This window comes from Micromonospora sp. NPDC023956, from assembly GCF_040639195.1.
Taxonomy (GTDB): Bacteria; Actinomycetota; Actinomycetes; order Mycobacteriales; family Micromonosporaceae; genus Micromonospora.
In genome coordinates this window covers 105,176-122,271 of record NZ_JBEZZN010000015.1, presented here as the reverse complement: position 1 = coordinate 122,271, position 17,096 = coordinate 105,176, and the positions used below count along the sequence as shown (strand labels likewise).

The 17,096-nt window shown below is 74.5% G+C and carries 14 protein-coding genes and 1 pseudogene; 10 read left to right on the top strand and 5 right to left on the bottom strand.

Translation table 11 applies throughout. The annotated features are described in order from the left end of the window. Window positions 1–5: 5 nt before the first annotated feature. From AB0F58_RS24810 to AB0F58_RS24790, 5 genes are all read left to right on the top strand, one after another. Window positions 6–785 (top strand): SDR family oxidoreductase, encoded by a 780-nt coding sequence (locus AB0F58_RS24810; RefSeq protein ID WP_357147448.1) that lies wholly within the window; start codon window positions 6–8, stop codon window positions 783–785. Further along, window positions 778–1,761: a phosphotransferase family protein gene (locus AB0F58_RS24805; protein WP_357147396.1), complete on the top strand. Its 984-nt coding sequence runs from the start codon at window positions 778–780 to the stop codon at window positions 1,759–1,761. The genes AB0F58_RS24810 and AB0F58_RS24805 overlap by 8 nt, the downstream gene beginning before the upstream one ends. Next, a complete protein-coding gene (locus AB0F58_RS24800; RefSeq protein ID WP_357147393.1) occupies window positions 1,761–2,996 on the top strand; it encodes an acyl-CoA dehydrogenase family protein in 1,236 nt (411 codons plus the stop codon). Before AB0F58_RS24805 ends, AB0F58_RS24800 begins: the two co-directional genes overlap by 1 nt. A 38-nt stretch (window positions 2,997–3,034) precedes the next feature. Beyond that, on the top strand, window positions 3,035–3,646 hold the full coding sequence (locus AB0F58_RS24795; protein ID WP_357147389.1) for a TetR/AcrR family transcriptional regulator: 612 nt from the start codon (window positions 3,035–3,037) through the stop codon (window positions 3,644–3,646). A gap of 75 nt (window positions 3,647–3,721) precedes the next feature. Next, on the top strand, window positions 3,722–6,433 hold the full coding sequence (locus AB0F58_RS24790) for a LuxR family transcriptional regulator (RefSeq protein ID WP_357147386.1): 2,712 nt from the start codon (window positions 3,722–3,724) through the stop codon (window positions 6,431–6,433). Window positions 6,434–6,452: 19 nt separating this feature from the next. Here AB0F58_RS24790 and AB0F58_RS24785 read toward each other — a convergent pair whose 3' ends face one another. From AB0F58_RS24785 to AB0F58_RS24770, 4 genes are all read right to left on the bottom strand, one after another. Beyond that, the gene (locus tag AB0F58_RS24785) at window positions 6,453–6,908 is read right to left on the bottom strand and encodes a GyrI-like domain-containing protein (RefSeq protein ID WP_357147384.1); all 456 of its coding nucleotides are present in this window, start codon (window positions 6,906–6,908) and stop codon (window positions 6,453–6,455) included. A 75-nt stretch (window positions 6,909–6,983) separates the two neighbouring features. After that, entirely contained in the window at window positions 6,984–8,057 is a 1,074-nt protein-coding gene (locus tag AB0F58_RS24780; RefSeq protein WP_357147381.1) for a Zn-dependent alcohol dehydrogenase, read from the bottom strand. Further along, a complete protein-coding gene (locus AB0F58_RS24775) occupies window positions 8,054–9,472 on the bottom strand; it encodes an aldehyde dehydrogenase family protein (protein ID WP_357147378.1) in 1,419 nt (472 codons plus the stop codon). Before AB0F58_RS24775 ends, AB0F58_RS24780 begins: the two co-directional genes overlap by 4 nt. A gap of 45 nt (window positions 9,473–9,517) precedes the next feature. Next, the gene (locus tag AB0F58_RS24770; protein WP_357147376.1) at window positions 9,518–10,183 is read right to left on the bottom strand and encodes a TetR/AcrR family transcriptional regulator C-terminal domain-containing protein; all 666 of its coding nucleotides are present in this window, start codon (window positions 10,181–10,183) and stop codon (window positions 9,518–9,520) included. A 104-nt stretch (window positions 10,184–10,287) separates the two neighbouring features. Here AB0F58_RS24770 and AB0F58_RS24765 point away from each other — a divergent pair, with 104 nt between their 5' ends. From AB0F58_RS24765 to AB0F58_RS24745, 5 genes and pseudogenes are all read left to right on the top strand, one after another. Next, the gene (locus AB0F58_RS24765; protein WP_357147374.1) at window positions 10,288–11,436 is read left to right on the top strand and encodes an acyl-CoA dehydrogenase family protein; all 1,149 of its coding nucleotides are present in this window, start codon (window positions 10,288–10,290) and stop codon (window positions 11,434–11,436) included. A gap of 102 nt (window positions 11,437–11,538) precedes the next feature. After that, the gene (locus tag AB0F58_RS24760; protein ID WP_357147371.1) at window positions 11,539–12,711 is read left to right on the top strand and encodes an acyl-CoA dehydrogenase family protein; all 1,173 of its coding nucleotides are present in this window, start codon (window positions 11,539–11,541) and stop codon (window positions 12,709–12,711) included. Continuing rightward, complete coding sequence (locus AB0F58_RS24755; protein ID WP_357147368.1) at window positions 12,708–13,172, top strand: MaoC family dehydratase; 465 nt, start codon at window positions 12,708–12,710, stop codon at window positions 13,170–13,172. The genes AB0F58_RS24760 and AB0F58_RS24755 overlap by 4 nt, the downstream gene beginning before the upstream one ends. Continuing rightward, window positions 13,169–14,719, top strand: a complete 1,551-nt coding sequence (locus AB0F58_RS24750) for a long-chain fatty acid--CoA ligase (RefSeq protein WP_357147366.1) — start codon at window positions 13,169–13,171, stop codon at window positions 14,717–14,719. Before AB0F58_RS24755 ends, AB0F58_RS24750 begins: the two co-directional genes overlap by 4 nt. A 204-nt stretch (window positions 14,720–14,923) precedes the next feature. Beyond that, window positions 14,924–15,406: pseudogene (locus AB0F58_RS24745) on the top strand (M23 family metallopeptidase); the annotation flags it as partial. A 292-nt stretch (window positions 15,407–15,698) separates the two neighbouring features. Here AB0F58_RS24745 and AB0F58_RS24740 read toward each other — a convergent pair. Continuing rightward, window positions 15,699–17,045, bottom strand: a complete 1,347-nt coding sequence (locus tag AB0F58_RS24740; RefSeq protein ID WP_357147363.1) for an MFS transporter — start codon at window positions 17,043–17,045, stop codon at window positions 15,699–15,701. Window positions 17,046–17,096 lie beyond the last annotated feature (51 nt).

Sequence of the window (17,096 nt, the reverse complement as noted above, 5' to 3'; positions counted from 1 at the left end):
CCGGCCTGGCGCTGCCCGGGGCGACCGTGGTGGTGACCGGCGCGGGGTCCGGCATCGGCGCGGCGCTGGCCACCCGGTTCGCCGCCGTCGGCGCGCGGGTGGTGGTCAACGACGTCGACGGCCCGGCGGCGCGGGCGGTGGCGGCCCGGATCGGCGGGCACGCCCACCCCGCCGACGTGGCCGATCCCGCCGGGGTGGCCGCCCTGGTGGACGCCGCCCGGGGCCGGTTCGGCGCGATCGACCTGTTCTGCGCCAACGCCGGCGTGGCCTCCGGCGGCGGTCCGGACGCCGCCGACGAGACGTGGGAGCGCGCCTGGCGGGTGAACGTGCTGTCCCACGTCTACGCCGCCCGCGCGTTGCTGCCGCACTGGCTCGCCGCCGGCCGGGGCCGGCTGCTGGTCACCGCCTCCGCGGCGGGCCTGCTCACCCTGCTCGGCAACGCGCCCTACTCGGTGACCAAGCACGCGGCCGTGGGCTTCGCCGAGTGGCTGCGGGCCAGCTACGCCCACCGGGGCGTCACCGTCCAGGCCCTCTGCCCGCAGGGGGTCCGCACCCCGATGCTGGCCGACGCCGACGGGCTGAGCGCCGCCCTGCTGGACGACACGGCGGTCACGCCCGAGCAGGTGGCCGAGTGCGTCGTCGAGGCGCTGGCCGACGACCGCTTCCTGGTGCTGCCGCACCCGCAGGTCGCCGGCTGGTACGCCCGCCGGGCCGAGGACCCGGACCGCTGGCTGCGGGCGATGAACCGGACCCAGCGCGACGCGGAGCGGGGTCGGCATGGGTGAGCTGCCCGGACTGGACCTGTGCCGGCTCGCCGATCACCTCGACCGGGCCGTGCCGGGCCTGCGCGCCGGGGACCTGCACGGCGAGCTGCTGGCCGGCGGACGCTCCAACCTGACCTACGCGGTCACCGACGGCCGGTCCCGGTGGGTGGTACGCCGTCCGCCCCTGGGTCACGTGCTGGCCACCGCGCACGACATGGGCCGCGAGTACCGGGTCCTCCGGGCGCTCGCCCCGACGGCCGTGCCGGTGCCGGAGACGGTGCACCTCTGCCCGGACCCGGCGGTCCTCGGCGCACCCTTCTATCTGATGAGCCATGTGCCGGGGCGGGCGTACCGGGAGCCGGCGGAGCTGGCCGACTGGGGGCCGGCGGGCGTCCGGGAGCTGTTCCTGTCCCTGGTGGACGTCCTGGCCGAGCTGCACGCGGTCGACCCGGCCGGGGTGGGACTGGCCGACTTCGGTCGCCCCGACGGCTTCGCCGGCCGGCAGGTGCGGCGGTGGAAACGCCAGCTCGACGCGTCCCGGAGCCGGGACCTGCCCGGCATCGAGGAGCTGCACGACCGGCTCGCGGCGGCCGTTCCCGAGAGCCGGGCCGGGGTGATCCTGCACGGCGACTTCCGGCTGGACAACGTCCTCGTCGGTGGCGACCGCGCGGTGCGGGCGGTCCTCGACTGGGAGATGTCCACCCTGGGTGATCCGCTCACCGACCTGGCGCTCTTCCTGGTCTACGCCGGCCGTGCGGACCTGGCCGGGCGGCCCGGGGACGACGACCTCGCCGACCGGTACGCCGACCGCAGTGGCCGGCGGATCGACGGCCTCGACTGGTATCTCGCCTTCGCCGCGTTCAAGCTCGCGGTGATCCTCGAGGGCGTGCACTACCGCTGGGTGCACGGGCAGACCGTGGGCAGCGGGTTCGGCGACGTGGGCGCGCGGGTGCCACCGCTGGTCGCCCAGGGCCTGACCAGGATACGGAGGCGCTGATGGACTTCGGCTACGACGAGACGACCGAACGGCTGCGGGAACGCCTGACCGACTTCATGACCGAGCGGGTGTACCCGGCCGAACCGGTCTTCGAGCGGCAGGCCCGCGACCGCACCGACCCGTGGAGCGTCCCGCCGGTCGTCGCCGACCTCCAGGCCGAGGCCCGCCGACGCGGCCTGTGGAACCTCTTCCTCCCCGGCGAGCACGGCGCGGGCCTGACCAACCTCCGGTACGCCCCGCTCGCCGAGATCACCGGCCGGTCCCCGAGCCTGGCCCCGGTGGCGCTCAACTGCGCGGCCCCGGACACCGGCAACATGGAGCTGCTGGCCGAGTTCGGCACGGCGGAGCAGCGCGAACGCTGGCTCACCCCGCTGCTGGAGGCCCGGATCCGGTCGGCGTTCGCGATGACCGAGCCGGCGGTGGCCTCGTCCGACGCCACCAACATCGCCACCCGGATCGAACGCGTCGGCGACGAGTACGTGATCAACGGCCGCAAGTGGTTCGTCACCGGGGCGATGGACCCGCGCTGTGAACTGTTCGTGGTGATGGGCCGGACGGACCCGACCGCCCCCCGGCACCGGCAGCACAGCCAGATCCTCGTGCCACGGGACACCCCGGGGGTCAGCGTCCGGCGGGGCATGCGGACCTTCGGGTACGACGACAGCGACCACGGCGGGCACGCCGAGATCGACTTCGTGGACGTCCGGGTGCCGGTCGGCAACCTGGTCGGCGAGGAGGGCTCCGGTTTCGCCATCTCGCAGGCCCGGCTCGGCCCCGGCCGGATCCACCACTGCATGCGCCTGGTCGGCATGGCCGAGCGGGCGCTCGAACTGATGTGCCGGCGGGTCGTCGACCGGCACGCCTTCGGCGGGCCGTTGGCCGGGCAGGGCGTCGTCCGGGACTGGATCGCGGAGTCCCGGGTCCGCCTCGAACAGGCCCGGCTGCTCGTGTTGAAGACCGCCTGGCTGATGGACACGGTCGGCAACCGGCAGGCGCACACCGAGATCCAGGCGATCAAGATCGTGGTGCCGGAGACCGTCGAGTGGATCATCGACCGGGCCATCCAGGCCCACGGCGCGGCCGGGGTCAGTCAGGACACCCCGCTCGCGCGCCTCTGGACCCGGGCCCGCGCCCTGCGCCTGGCCGACGGGCCGGACGAGGTGCACCGGCAGTCGCTGGCCCGCCGGGAACTACGCCGCCACCAGCCCCGGGACCCTGCGGAGACGCCCGTCTAGACTCGCGGACGATCGGCGGCGACGGAGGAGAGAGCACGATGGGCAGGGCCGAGGCACCGGGGCGGGTCGACGGGCGAACCGCCCGCGCGGAACGCACCCGGGCGGCCATCGTCGAGGCGCACCTGGCGCTCATCTCCGAGGGCGACCTGCGCCCGACCGGGGAGCGCATCGCCGAGCGGGCCGGCATCTCCCTGCGGACCCTCTGGACCAACTTCAAGGACATGGAGACCCTCTTCGAGGCCAGTGGTGAGGAGGTCCTCCGGCAGCAGGACGCCGCCTACCGGCCGATTCCGCCCACGCTGCCGTTGGCCAAACGGGTCGACGCGTTCTGCCGGCAGCGGGCCCGGCTGCTCCAGCTCATCGCCCCGTCGGCGCGGGCCGCGCAGATGCGTGAGCCGGTCTCCGAGCAGCTGCGCCGCAACCGCCTCAAGCACATCGACCGGGTCCGCGAGGAGGTCGAGCAGCTCTTCGCCACCGAGTTGGCCCAGGCCGGTCCGGGGCGGGACCAGGTGGTGCACGCCCTGGTGGCGGCGAGCATGTGGCCGGCCTGGTCGATGCTGCGCGACGGACTCGGGCTCGGTGTCGACCAGGCCCGCGCGGCGATGGCCCGTACGGTGGCTGCCCTGCTGGCCGACGCGGCGCGCCGATGACCGTCGCCTCTTTCCATCGCGTTACCGATAGGTAACACTAAATGCATGGTTGCTGCATCGTCAGTGCAAATAACCGTGCTGCGGGGTCGGGACGACGAGCGCCGGGCGATCCGCGACCTGCTCGGCGGTGCCGGTGGGGGAGCGCTGCTGCTCCAGGGTGAGCCGGGGTCCGGCCGGACCGCCCTGCTCGGCTACGCACACCGGCACGCCGGTGACCGCACGATCCTCGCCGGAACCGGGCTCACCGACGAGGCGGCACTGCCCTACGCCGGACTGCAACGCCTTCTCGACCCGGTGCGCGACCGGGCCGGGGCCCTTCCCGCCGCACAGCGACGCGTGCTGCGGCGGGCCCTGGCCGGTGCGGGCTGCCCCGCCGGCCAGCGGCTGACCCTGTCGATGGCCGTGCTCGGGCTGCTCGCCGCCGTCGCCCGGGAACGTCCGCTGCTGTGCACCATGGACGACGTCGACCTCGGGGACCGACCGACCGCCGAGGCACTGGCGTTCGTAGCTCGCCGCCTGTGCCACCTGCCGGTCGTCGTCATCCTCACCGGAGCCGTCGACACGACGCCCGGCGGGATCCCCGCCCGGCGGCTCCGTCCCCTCGACGAGCACGACAGTCGCGCCGTCCTCGCCGACCGGCTGCCGGTGGCCGCGTCCGACCCGGTCGCCACCACCCTCGGTACGATCGCCGCCGGCAACCCGCAGGCCCTCGTGGACCTGGCCGATGCCCTGACCCCCGCCCAGTGCCGGGGAGAGGAACACCTCCCCGACACACCGCCACCCGACGGCGTCCTCGGCCGTGGCTACCGGGCCCGGCTGAACCGCTTGCCCGACGCCACCCGCCGTCTGCTGTTGCTCGCCGCCCTCGGCGACGGGGTGAACGCGGCCACGCTGGTCCGGGCCGCGCGTGCCGCCGGGACGGTGATCGAGGCGCTCACCCCGGCCGAGACCGCCGGCCTGGTCCGCGTCGAGGCGCACGGCGTGACGTTCCCACACCCGCTGGCCCGCGCGATGGTCGTCGCCACGGCACCCCTCGCCGAGCGGCGGACGGCCCACCTGCTGCTCGCCGCCCTGCTCGACGGCACCGGTCACCGGTTGCGCCGGGCCCTGCACCTCGCCGCCGCGGCCGAGGGGCCGGATCCCGCCCTGGCGGGGGAGCTGGAGGAGGCGGCCCGGGGCGAGGGCAGCCCGGACGCCCGATCGGCGGCCCTGCACCGCGCCGCCGACCTCGGTGGCGACCGGGCCCGCGCCGCCGCCCGGCTGGTGGACGCGGCCCACCACGCCTGGGCGGCGGGCCGCCCACACCAGGCCCGGCTGCTGACCCAGCACCTGCCCACCGACGCGACGGACCCCACCGTGACCGGCCGGGCGGAACTACTGCGCGGCGAGATGGAACTGCGCTGCGGCCGGACGCCGGTCGCGTTGACCGCCCTGCTCGCCGCCGCCGACGCGGCGGCCGGCGCCGCCCCGGACCTGGCCCTCCAGGCGCTGCTCCGGGCCGGCGAAGCGGTCTGCTTCGCCGGTGACCAGTACCGGTACGCCGACGTGGCGCAGCGGGCCCGGAGGCTGGGCCACACCCCGGCGTCACCCGGAACGGAGCTGGCGACCGCCCGCCTCGCCGGGATGGCGGCGGCCCTGCGGGGCGACCACGAGACGGCCGGACCGGCACTGCGCCGGACCGTCGTCCTCGCCGACCGGCTCACCGGGGCGGACCGTACGCCGACCGCCCTGACCGGCGGGGCGGTGGCGGCCCTGCTGGTGGCGGAGGACGGCCCGGCGCACCGGCTCGCCGACCACGCCGTGGGACTGGCCCGGACGCGCGGCGAGGTCGCCGACCTGCCCCGGGCACTGGAGCTGCGCGCGATCGCCGAGTACTGGCTGGGCCGGCACGAGGCGGCGGCGGAGAGCTCCCGGGAGGGGCTGCGGATCGCCCGGAGCGCCGGCCAGGCCACCTGGGCCGGCGTCCACCGGGGCATGCTGGCGGTGCTGGCCGCCGTCCGTGCCGACCGGGCGAGCAGTCTGCGGCTGATCCGGGAGATCGGCGAGGAACCGGCGCCGGGCAGCCGACCCGACGCCCTGGCGCGCTGGGCGCTCGCGGTGCTCGACCTGCTCGACGGGCGGCCCGAGGACGCCGCCGCGCGGCTGGCGGGCCTGGCCCGCCCCGGCACCGGGCGCGGACAGGTCACCGTGCAGGTGATGGCCACGCCGTACCTGGTGGAGGCCGCCGCCGCGTCGACTCACCGACCGGCGGCCGTCGCCGCGCTCGCCGTCTTCGACCGCTGGGCCCACAGTACGGCCAGCCCGTCGCGCCGAGCCCTCTCCGCGCGGTGCCACGCGCTGCTCGCCCCCCGGGGCAGCGCGGCGGCGGAGGAGGGCTTCCGGGCCGCATTACGGTGGCACCCGCCCGGGGACGGTGCGTTCGAGCGCGCCCGTACCGAGTTCCTCTTCGGTCGCGAACTGCGCCGTAGCCGCCGCCCCCGCGACGCCCGCCGCCACCTGCACGACGCCCGGGAGACGTTCGCCCGCCTCGGCGCGACCGCCTGGGCCGGGCAGGCCGCCGCCGAGCTGCGGGCCGCCGGGGAGTCGGTCGGCGGGCCGGACCCGACGGCCGCCGGGCTGCTGACCGGTCAGCAGCTGCGGGTCGCGCAGCTGGTCGCGGAGGGCGCCACCAACCGGGAGGTCGCCGACCTGATGTTCCTCTCCACCCGTACCGTCGACCACCACCTGCGTAACATCTTCCACCGGCTCGGCATCCGCTCCCGCACCCAGCTGGCCCGGGTGCTCTGACGGGGCACCGGTGAGGGTGTCAGCGGCGACCCACCGGTGCCTGTAGTTCGGTCACCCAGTCGTCGCGGTTCGCCGGGCACTCCAGGGTGACCTCCCGCGGGTATCCGGTCGCCCGGTACCCGTTACCGTCGATCCAGCGGGTCAGGGTCTGGGCGGTCGGGACGACCGTGTCCATCGAGCCCCGGTGCACGATGGTCGCCGCATGGTCGATGGGTGGCAGGTTCCACACCCGGAGGTCACCGTCCTGGCAGGGGGCGGAGACCTCGACGGCGGCGTGCACGATGATCCGGCCGGCTCCCTGCGGCTCGTCGGTGTAGTAGGCGATCCCGGGTCCGGTGCAGGTGACGCCGGCCGCGTCGAGGCGTCGGAAGAGTTCGTCGTAGAGGGGTCCGATGACCGGGCTGATGTCCTCCGGTTGGTAGCTGGCGGCGATCGCGGTCTCCGAGTGGACCGCCTGACACGGTGTGAGGGTCAAGAGGCTGCCGGGTGAAGGGTAGGTGCCGACCGTGCATGGTCACGCTGCGTTCGCCCCGGATGAGACACCCCGGGGCTACGGCACGACGACGGTGCGGGCGCCCTCGCCCCGGGCCATCCGGGCGAACGCCTCCGCCGCGCCGTCCAGGGTGGTCCGGTCGGTGATCAGCGGGCCGAGGTCCAGGGTGCCGTCCAGTACCGCCCGGGCCAGGACGGGCAGGTCCCGGTCCGGATCGGACGACCCGTAGACCGAGGAGCGCAGCGTCCGTGCCGAGTGGAAGATGTCCAACGCGCCGAGGCCCACCACGTCGTCCTTGGCGCCCATGCCCACCACGGTCACCTGACCGCCCCGCCGGGTGGCCCGCCAGGCGGTCCGGATGGTGGCACTGCGCCCGACGCACTCGAAGGCGTGGTCGACGCCCCGCCCGCCGGTACGGGCCCGGATCTCCCGGTTGACGGTGTCGTCGGCGAGCAGGAAGTCGGTGGCGCCCACGGCGGCGGCCAGTTCCGCCTTGGCCGGGGACACGTCGACGGCGAGCACCGGGCCGGCGCCGGCCGCTCGGGCTGCGGCGACCACCGACAGTCCCACCCCGCCGAGGCCGATGACGGCCACCGCCTCGCCGGGGGCGACCCGGGCGGTACGCAGGACCGCGCCCACGCCGGTGAGCACGGCGCAGCCCAGCAGCGCGGCCGACTCCAGCGGCAGGTCCGCCGGGACCGGGATCACCGCCCGCTGGGGCACCACCACCTGCTCGGCGAGGGCGCCCAGGCCGAGGGTGACGTGCAGGGGCTCGCCGGCCGGGGTGCGCCCCCGGGCGGTGGCGGGCTGGCCGGCCCGTTCGCACAGCCACGGCTCGCCGTGTCCGCAGTACCAGCAGTCGCGGCACGGCGGCGCCCAGTTCAGCACCACGTGGTCACCGGGTGCGACCCGGTCGACGCGCTCGCCCACCTCGGCCACCACCCCCGCCGCCTCGTGTCCGAGCACCAGCGGGTACGGCGGGGACAGGGTGCCGTCGACCATCGACAGGTCGGAGTGGCACACCCCGGCGGCCCTGATCTCCACGCGCACCTCGTCGGGGCCGCAGGGCGACGGTTCGACGTCCTCCACCCGGGGCGGTTCCCCGGCGGTCCGGGCGACCAGCGCCCTCACCGCTGGATCGCCTTCGTCTCGTAGAACTCCTCCAGCCCGTGACGGCCCAGCTCCCGGCCGAGTCCGGACTGCTTGTAGCCGCCGAACGGGGCGAGCGGATTGAAGGGCGCGCCGTTGATGTCGACCGCACCGGTGCGCAGTCGCCGGGCGACCCGCAGCGCCCGGTCCCCGTCGCCGGACCAGACCGCGCCGGCCAGCCCGTACCGCGAGTTGTTGGCCACCGCGACGGCATGGTCGTCGTCGTCGACCGGGATCATCGCGAGCACCGGCCCGAAGACCTCCTCCTGGGCCAGCGCGCTGTCCGGGTGGACATCGGCGATCACCGTCGGGGCGACGAACCAGCCACGGTCGGGCACCGGGGCGTCCGGTCCGCCGGCGACCAGCCGGCCCCCGTCGGCGAGCCCCCGGTCGACGTGGTCGCGCACCCGCTGCCGTTGGTCCGCCGAGACGAGCGGACCGAGCCGGGTGGCGGGCTCGAACGGGTCGCCCAGCCGGTAGCCTGCGGCGGCCTGCGCGGCGAGGTCGACCGCCTCGTCGTAGCGGGAGCGGTGCACCAGCATCCGGGTCCAGGCGGTGCAGGTCTGCCCGGAGTTGAGGAAGGCGTTGGCGACGCCCACCTTCACGGCGCCGGGCAGGTCGGCGTCGTCGAGGATCACGTTCGCCGACTTGCCCCCGAGTTCCAGCGCGACCCGGGCGATCCGGTCGGCGGCCAGGTGGGAGATCCGCCGGCCGGTGGCGGTGGAACCGGTGAACGAGACCAGGTCGACGTCCGGGTGGGCGGCGATGGCCTCACCGACCACCGGCCCGGTGCCGGTGACCAGGTTGACCACCCCGGGCGGGAAACCGGCCGCGTCGATCGCGTCGAAGAGCAGGTACGCCGTGAGCGGGGTCAGCTCGCTCGGCTTGAGGACCACCGGGCAGCCGGCGGCGAGTGCCGGCGCGAGCTTGGCCATGACCTGATGCAGCGGGTAGTTCCACGGGGTGATCGCACCGACCACGCCGACCGGTTCCCGGACGACCAGCGAGTTCCCGACGGTCTGCTCGGCGGGTGGCTGTGCGGCCAGGTCGACGTAGCCGTGCAGCACGGTGAGGGGGAGCCCGGCCTGCACCCGGGTGGCCACCTTCAGCGGGGTGCCCAGCTCCAGGGCGACGGTCCGGGCGATGTCGTCGACGCGGGCGGTCAGCGTCGCGTGCAGCCGGCCCAGGCAGGCCGCCCGGTCGGCCGGCGCGGCGGTGGCCCAGCCGTCGAACGCGGCCCGTGCGGCGGCCACGGCCCGGTCGACGTCGGCCGCGGTGCCGGCCGGTACGGTCGCGACGACCTCCTCGGTCGCCGGGTTGTGTACCGGGATCGTCTCTCCGGAGGAGGCGGTGACCCAGTGGCCGTCGAGGTAGAAGTCGGTCCGTGCGAGATCCATGGAGCCCCTCACGTACGTCGCAAACTAGCAGTGCAAGTTTGGACTCTAGTGCGTGTCGGCGGCCGGCGGGAGGGGCGGCAACGGACCGATGGTCCGCTCGTAGGTGTGGGCCAGGCCGTCGATGAGCGCGTCCAGGCCCAGGGCGAAGGCGCCCTCGTCGACCCGTTGCTGGTGTTCGGCGAGTCGGTGGGCCTGGGTGAGGTGGGGGTACTGCTCGGCGTACAGTCCCGCGTCCTCGACGAAGCCCCGGGCGAACGAGCCCAGGGCCGACCCGGCGACGAAGTACCGCATGAGCGCCCCGACGTGGGTGGCTCGGGCCGGGGGCCAGCCCGCGTCGACGAGTCCGCCGTAGACGGCGTCGGCCATGGCGAGGGCGGCCGGACGACGTCCGGGACCCTGCGCGAGGTACGGCACGATGTGCGGGTGGGCGGCCAGGGCCGCCCGGTACGAGTGGCCCCACCGGCGCAGCGCCTCGCGCCAGTCGAGGGCGCCGAAGAACGACACGTCCACCTGCCCGGTGATGCTGTCGGCGACCGCGTCGAGGATCTCGTCCTTGGTGGCGAAGTGGTTGTACAGCGACGGGCCACGGACGCCGAGTTCGGCGGCGAGTCGGCGGGTGGAGAACCCCGCCAGGCCGTCGGAGTCGATCAGCGCGGCGGCGGCCTCGACGATCCGCTCCCGGCTGAGCAGTGGCTGTCGTGGCCGGGGCATCGGCTATCTCCTCCGCTCGGTGACGCGTACTCCGGTGATCCGCGCAGAACTCTGCCACAACCGGGTCTGGACCAATTAAACTTGCACCGCTAGTTTGATTGTCCATGGACCTTCACCTCTCCGTCGAGCAGGCGGCCGTCCGCCGGCTCGCCGCCGACTTCGTCGCACGCGAGGTGACGCCACACGCCGCCGCGTGGGACCGCCGCGAGGCGGTCGACCCGGTGATCGTCCGCCGCCTCGGCGAGCTGGGCTTCCTCGGTCTCACCGTCGCCGAGGAACACGGCGGCTCCGGCGGCGACCACCTCTCCTACTGCCTCGTCCTGGAGGAGCTGGGGCGCGGTGACTCCTCGGTACGTGGGATCGTCTCGGTCTCCCTCGGTCTGGTCGCGACGACGATCGCCAGACACGGCACCCCGGCCCAGCGGGCCGAGTGGCTGCCCCGCCTCTGCGCCGGTGACGCCCTCGGCTGCTTCGCGCTGACCGAACCGGGCAGCGGCTCGGACGCCGCCGCGCTGACCACCCGGGCCACCCGCGACGGCACCGACTGGCTGCTCACCGGTCGGAAGGTCTTCATCACCAACGGCACCACCGCCGACGTCGCGTTGGTGTTCGCCCGGACCGGCGGCGACGGGCACCGGGGCATCACCGCCTTCCTGGTGCCCACCGACGCGGTCGGGTTCTCCCGCCGGGAGATCCACGGCAAGCTCGGCCTGCGCGGGCAGGCCACCGCGGAGCTCGTCCTCGACGACGTCCGGGTGCCCGACTCCGCCCGCCTCGGCGACGAGGGCCGGGGCTTCCGGCTGGCGCTGGCCACCCTGGCCAAGGGGCGGATGTCGGTCGCCGCCGGCTGTGTCGGGATCGCCCAGGGCTGCCTGGACGCCGCCGTCGACTACGCCGGCCAGCGCACCCAGTTCGGCAAGCCCATCGCCGGCCACCAACTCGTGCAGCAGCTGCTCGCCCGGATCGCGGTGGACACCGCCGCCGCGCGGCTGCTGGTCTGGCGGGTGGCCGACCTGATCGAGCGGGGTGAGCCGTTCGCCACCGAGGCGTCGATGGCCAAGCTGTTCGCCAGCGAGGCCGCCGTCCGCGCGGCCAACGACGCCGTCCAGGTCTTCGGCGGGTACGGCTACGTCGACGAGTACCCGGTCGGCAAGTACCTGCGCGACGCCCGCGTGGCCACCCTCTACGAGGGCACCAGCCAGATCCAGCAACTCCTCATCGGACGGGCGCTCACCGGCGTCAACGCCTTCTAGACCCCAGGGGGACACCCGTGACCAGACTCGCCGACCGGATCGCCGTCGTCGACGGCGGGGCCCGCTGACCCGCCCCACGCTCACCGAACACCCGGAGGGGACATGGACTTCGCGCTTTCCGACGAGGAGCGGGCCATCCGTGACACGGCCCGTGACTTCATCACCCGGGAGGTCGTGCCGCTGGAACAGGAGGTGCTGCGCCGGGAACGGGCGCACCGTCCCGGACTGGACCGCGCCGAGCTGCGCGAGTTGCAACTCAAGGCGCGCGCGTTCGGCTTCTGGGGGCTGGCCACCCCCGAGGAGTACGGCGGCATGGACCTGCCCGCCGTCACCCAGTCGCTGATCTGGACCGAGCTGGGCCGCACCTTCGTGCCGTTCCGCTTCGGCGGCGAGGCCGACAACATCCTGTTCCACGCCACCGCCGACCAGAAGGCGGAGTTCCTCGTCCCCACCATCGAGGGGGAGCGGATCTCCTGCTTCGCGATCACCGAGCCCGGCGCCGGCTCGGATGCGGCGAACATCCGGTTCCGCGCCCGCCGGGACGGCGACGACTGGATCCTCGACGGCGAGAAGACCTTCATCACCAACGGCAACGACGCCGACTTCGCCATCGTCGTCGCGGTCACCGACCCGGAGAAGGGCGCCCGCCACGGCGGTGCGACCGCCTTCCTGGTGGACCGGACGATGGGCTGGCGTTCCGAGTTCATCCAGACCATGGGGGAGGGCGGGCCGGCGTCGTTGATCTTCGACGGCGTACGGGTGCCGCACCGCAACGTCCTCGGCGAGGTCGGACAGGGCTTCGACCTGGGCATGCAGTGGATCGGCAAGGGCCGCTACACCATCCCCTCGCACGCGATCGGCATCGCCGAACGGGTGCTCCAGATGGCGATCGAGCACGCCAACACCCGGGAGACCTTCGGCGCGAAGATCGGCACCAACCAGGCCATCCAGTGGATGATCGCCGACTCGGAGACCGAACTCGAGGCGGCCCGCTGGCTGGTGCTGCGCTCCGCCTGGACGGTCGATCAGGGGATGGACCCCCGGCACGCCTCCTCGATGGGCAAGCTCTACGGCGCCGGGATGGTCAACCGGGTGGTGGACCGGGCGCTCCAGATCCACGGCGGCATGGGCTACACCCGCGAGCTGCCGATCGAACGCTGGTACCGGCAGGTACGGCTCTACCGGATCTTCGAGGGGACCGACGAGATGCAACGACTGATCATCTCCCGCGACCTGCTGCGCGGCTACACGAAGATCGGCGGTCACCTGGCATGAGGATCTTCACCGACACCGACGACCTGGCCGCCGCCGTGGGGGAGACCATCGGGCCGGGCCCCTGGACGCCGGTCGACCAGCGCCGGGTGGACCTGTTCGCCGACGCCACCGACGACCACCAGTGGATCCACGTGGACGCCGAGCGGGCGGCGGCCGGGCCGTTCGGCGGCACGATCGCGCACGGCTACCTCACCCTCGCCCTGCTGCCGGCGCTGGTCACCGGCCTGTACCGGGTGGACGGGCTGCGGATGGGCGTCAACTACGGGCTCAACCGGGTCCGCTTCCCGGCCCCGCTGCGGGTGGGCGGCGCGGTACGGGCCAGCGCCACCATCGTCGAGGTGTCCCCGGTCGAGGGCGGGGTGCAGCTGGTCGCCTCGGTCACCGTGCACAGCGACGCGGGCGGCAAGCCGGTCTGCGTCGCCGAGACGGTCAGCCGCCTCTACACCGGTGCGTCGCGGTGACCGCCCTGTCGTTGGCCATGGTGCTGGCCGAGGCCGCCCGCCGGCACCCCGACACGGTCGCCGTGGTCGACGGCGACGTCCGGGTGACGTACGCCGAGCTGTGGTTGGAGGCCCGCTGCTACGCCGCCGCGCTGCGCGGACTGGGCGTGGCGCCCGGCGACACGGTGGCCCTGCTCGCCCCGAACGTGGTCGACTTCCCCCGGGTGTACTACGGCGCCCTCGCCGCCGGGGCGGTGCTCGTGCCGGTGCACCTGCTGATGACCCCCGACGAGATGGGCTACGTGCTGCGCGACAGTGGCGCGACGCTGCTGGTCTGCCACACCTCGCAGCTCCCGACCGGGCGGGCGGCGGCGGCCGTCGCCGGTATCCCGGTGGTGACGGTCGGCCCGGCGTCCGCCGTGACCGACGCGCCACGACTGGAGGACGTCGACGCGGCACGGGAGCCGGTGCCGTCGTACCTGACCCGGTCGGCCGAGGACACCGCGGTGGTCCTCTACACCAGCGGCACGACCGGTGCCCCGAAGGGTGCCCTGCTCACGCACCTCAACCTGGTCATGAACGCGACGGTCAACGTCTTCGACGCCAACGACGCGCGCGGCACCGACGTGGTGCTCGGCTGCCTGCCGCTGTTCCACAGCTTCGGGCAGACCGTGGCGATGAACGGCACCTTCCGGGTCGGCGGGACCCTGGTGCTGCTCAGCCGTTTCACCGGTCCGGCGGCGGTCGACCTCATGCTGCGCGAGGGGGTCGACGTCTTCCACGGCGTGCCCACCATGTACGTCGCGCTGCTCGACGCGGCCCGGGACCGCGACACGCTGCCCCGGCTGCGACTGTGCATCTCCGGCGGGGCGTCGCTGCCGGTGGCCGTGCTGGAACGCTTCCACGCCGCCTTCGACACCACCGTCTTCGAGGGGTACGGCCTCTCGGAGACCTCGCCGACGGCCACCACCAACCAGCCGGCCTTCGGCACCCGACCCGGCACGGTCGGGCACCCGGTCTGGGGCGTCGAGGTGGAGATCGCCCGCGCCGAGCTGGACGACCGCATCGAACTGCTGCCCACGGGGGAACTCGGCGAGATCGTCATCCGGGGGCACAACGTCTTCGCCGGTTACCTCGGCCAGCCGGAGGCCACCGCGCGGGCCGTGGTGGACGGCTGGTTCCGCAGCGGCGACCTGGGCCGCAAGGACGCCGAGGGGTTCGTCACCATCGTCGACCGGACCAAGGACGTGATCATCCGGGGTGGGTTCAACGTCTACCCCCGGGAGGTGGAGGAGGTGCTGGCCCGGCACCCGGCGGTCGGCCAGGTGGCGGTGGTCGGCCTGCCCGACCCGGTGCACGGCGAGGAGGTCTGCGCGGTGGTGGTGCCCGACCCGACCGGGCCGCCGCCCCCGGGTGAGCGGGAACTCGTCGAGTGGTGCCGGCAGCGTCTGGGGCGGCACAAGTACCCCCGGCTGGTCCGGTACGTCGACAGTCTGCCGCTCGGACCGAGTCACAAGGTCCGCAAGCGCGAGCTGCGGGAGGCGATGTCGCGCCCGTCGTCGTCCTGAGCGCGGCGGGCGGCGGCCCGGGGTGGTGGCCGCAGGAAAGCTACCGGAGGGCGCCGGCTCGAGACGAATATTTACATTGATCGATTGCGTGTCTACGATTCCGGTACTGCGCGCGCATCGACAATGTTCTATCCCGAGCCTCAAGGATGAACCGTGCGATCAATCAGGTACGTCGCCACGCTCCTGGCCGCCCTCGCCACCGCCCTGGCCGCCACCCTCGTCGTCGCCACCCCCGCCCAGGCGGCCCCGCTGTTCAAGGCGCCCTACCCCTGCGGGCAGCGGTGGACCTTCAGCCACCACAGCGCCGAGGTCCGCCTGGCCCTCGACTTCGTCCGTGCCGACGGTGGCGGCACCGCCGGCACCCCGGTGCTCGCCTCCGCCGCCGGCACCGCCACCCGCCACTACCAGGCCAGCGGCGCCGGCAACTACATCGTCATCGACCACGGTGGCGGCTGGAAGACGTACTACTTCCACCTCGCCGGGTTCTCCGTCGCCAGCGGCGCGTGGGTCAACCAGGGGCAGCAGATCGGCACCACCGGCAGCACCGGCAACTCCTCCGGCGCGCACATCCACTACGAGCAGCTCTTCAACGGCGTCGGCCAGAACATCGTGATCAACGGGGCCTCGCTCGCGCCGTACCCGGGCGGTTACCACCAGCGGTACCTGACCAGCGACAACGGCTGCGGCGGCGGTGGCGGTACCGCCTTCTGGACCTGGGGATCCGGCATCCGGGTCCGCAGCGACGTGCGACTCGCGGCGCCGGTGGTCACCACCCTGCCCGGCCCCACCCTGGTGTACGTGCTCTGCCAGAAGCAGGGTGACACGGTCAGCGCCGACGGCTACACCAACAACTGGTGGGCCCGGCTGCGCGACCAGAACGGCTACATGACCAACATCTACATCGACCACCCGGCCGCGCAGCTACCGGGCGTGCCCATCTGCTAGTCGCCGTGGGGCCGGCGTCCGGCGCGGACGCCGGCTACCGCGTGGCGGTCGGTCGACGGCCGGCGAGGCTGACCGCGAGCAGGCCCAGCGCGACGAGCTGGGTCGCGCCGAGCGCGATGACCAGTACCGCCAGCGAGCGGGTGTACAGCACACCGACCAGGCCGCCACCGGCCAGCGCCGCGCCGCCCTGGACGGCGGCGAAGACGCCGTAGGCGGTGGCCCGGCGGGGAGCCGGGACGAGGTCGGCCACCAGGGCCTTGACGGTGGAGTCCTGCACGCCGACGGCGGCCCCCCAGAGCAGGGCCCCCGCCACGACGGCGACGAGACTGCCGGAGAGCGCCAGCGCCGGCACGGCGGCACCGAGCAGGGGCAGGGCGAACAGCACCCGCGCGTGCCACCGGTCGTACAGCTGGCCGCTGACCAGGGCGGCCACCGCGGCGGCGGCCATCGCGGCGGCGTACAGCAGGGGGATCCCGGCGGCGGTGACCAGGCCGGTCCGGCTGGCGTGGAACGAGATGATCCCGAAGGTGACCAGCCCGGCGGTGGCGGCCCCGGCTGCCGCAGCGAACAGGAGGAAGCGACGGGGCAGGTCGGCGCCGACCCAGCGGCCCAGCGCGCCCGACGAAGGGCTGCCGGCAGCTGGTCGGGCGGACGCGGCGGGGGCGTTCGACCCGACCTCGCCGGTCGGCGGGGACGGGGCTGATCGGGCGGACGCGGCGGGTGCGCTCTCGAAGACGGCCGGGTCGGGCACCCGCCGCCGGATCCGGAGCAGCAGCCCGACGGCCAGCGCCCCGGGGACGGCGAGGAGGGCCAGGGCCGGCCAGAGCACGCCGGTGGCGGCCAGGACCGCCGCGACCAGTAGCGGCCCGGCGAACGCGCCGAGCTGGTCCAGCGCCTTGTGGACCGCGAACCCACGACCCCGACCGACCGCGCCGGCGGCCTGCGCCAGCAACGCCGACTTGGCCGGGCTGCGCACGGCCTTGCCGGCCCGTTCGGCGAGGATCAACCCGGCGGCGACCGCCAGACCGGCTCCGCCGAGGAAGGGCGTCACGGCCAGCAGGGGGACGCAGACGGCGGTCAACGCGTACCCGACCAGCGTCAGCGACCAGTACCGGCCGGTGCGGTCGGCCAACGGCCCGGAGGCCAGCCGCAGCAGCAGCGACATGGCCTCGCCGGCCCCGGACACCAGCCCGACGACCAGCGCCGACGCGCCCAGGGCGCCCAGCAGGGGACCGGTGATCGACCGGGCGCCCTCGTAGACCATGTCGGCGGTCAGACTGACCATCCCGAAGCCGACCACGACCCGCCAGGCGGACCACCCCGCCGCGCGGGCGGGCGACCGTGCCGGGGTGATGGCCGGGCTGGTCGACACCTGCGACATGCTGACTCCCCGTGGCGCGACCGGCAGGCACCGGGCCGGTCGGACCCGGGA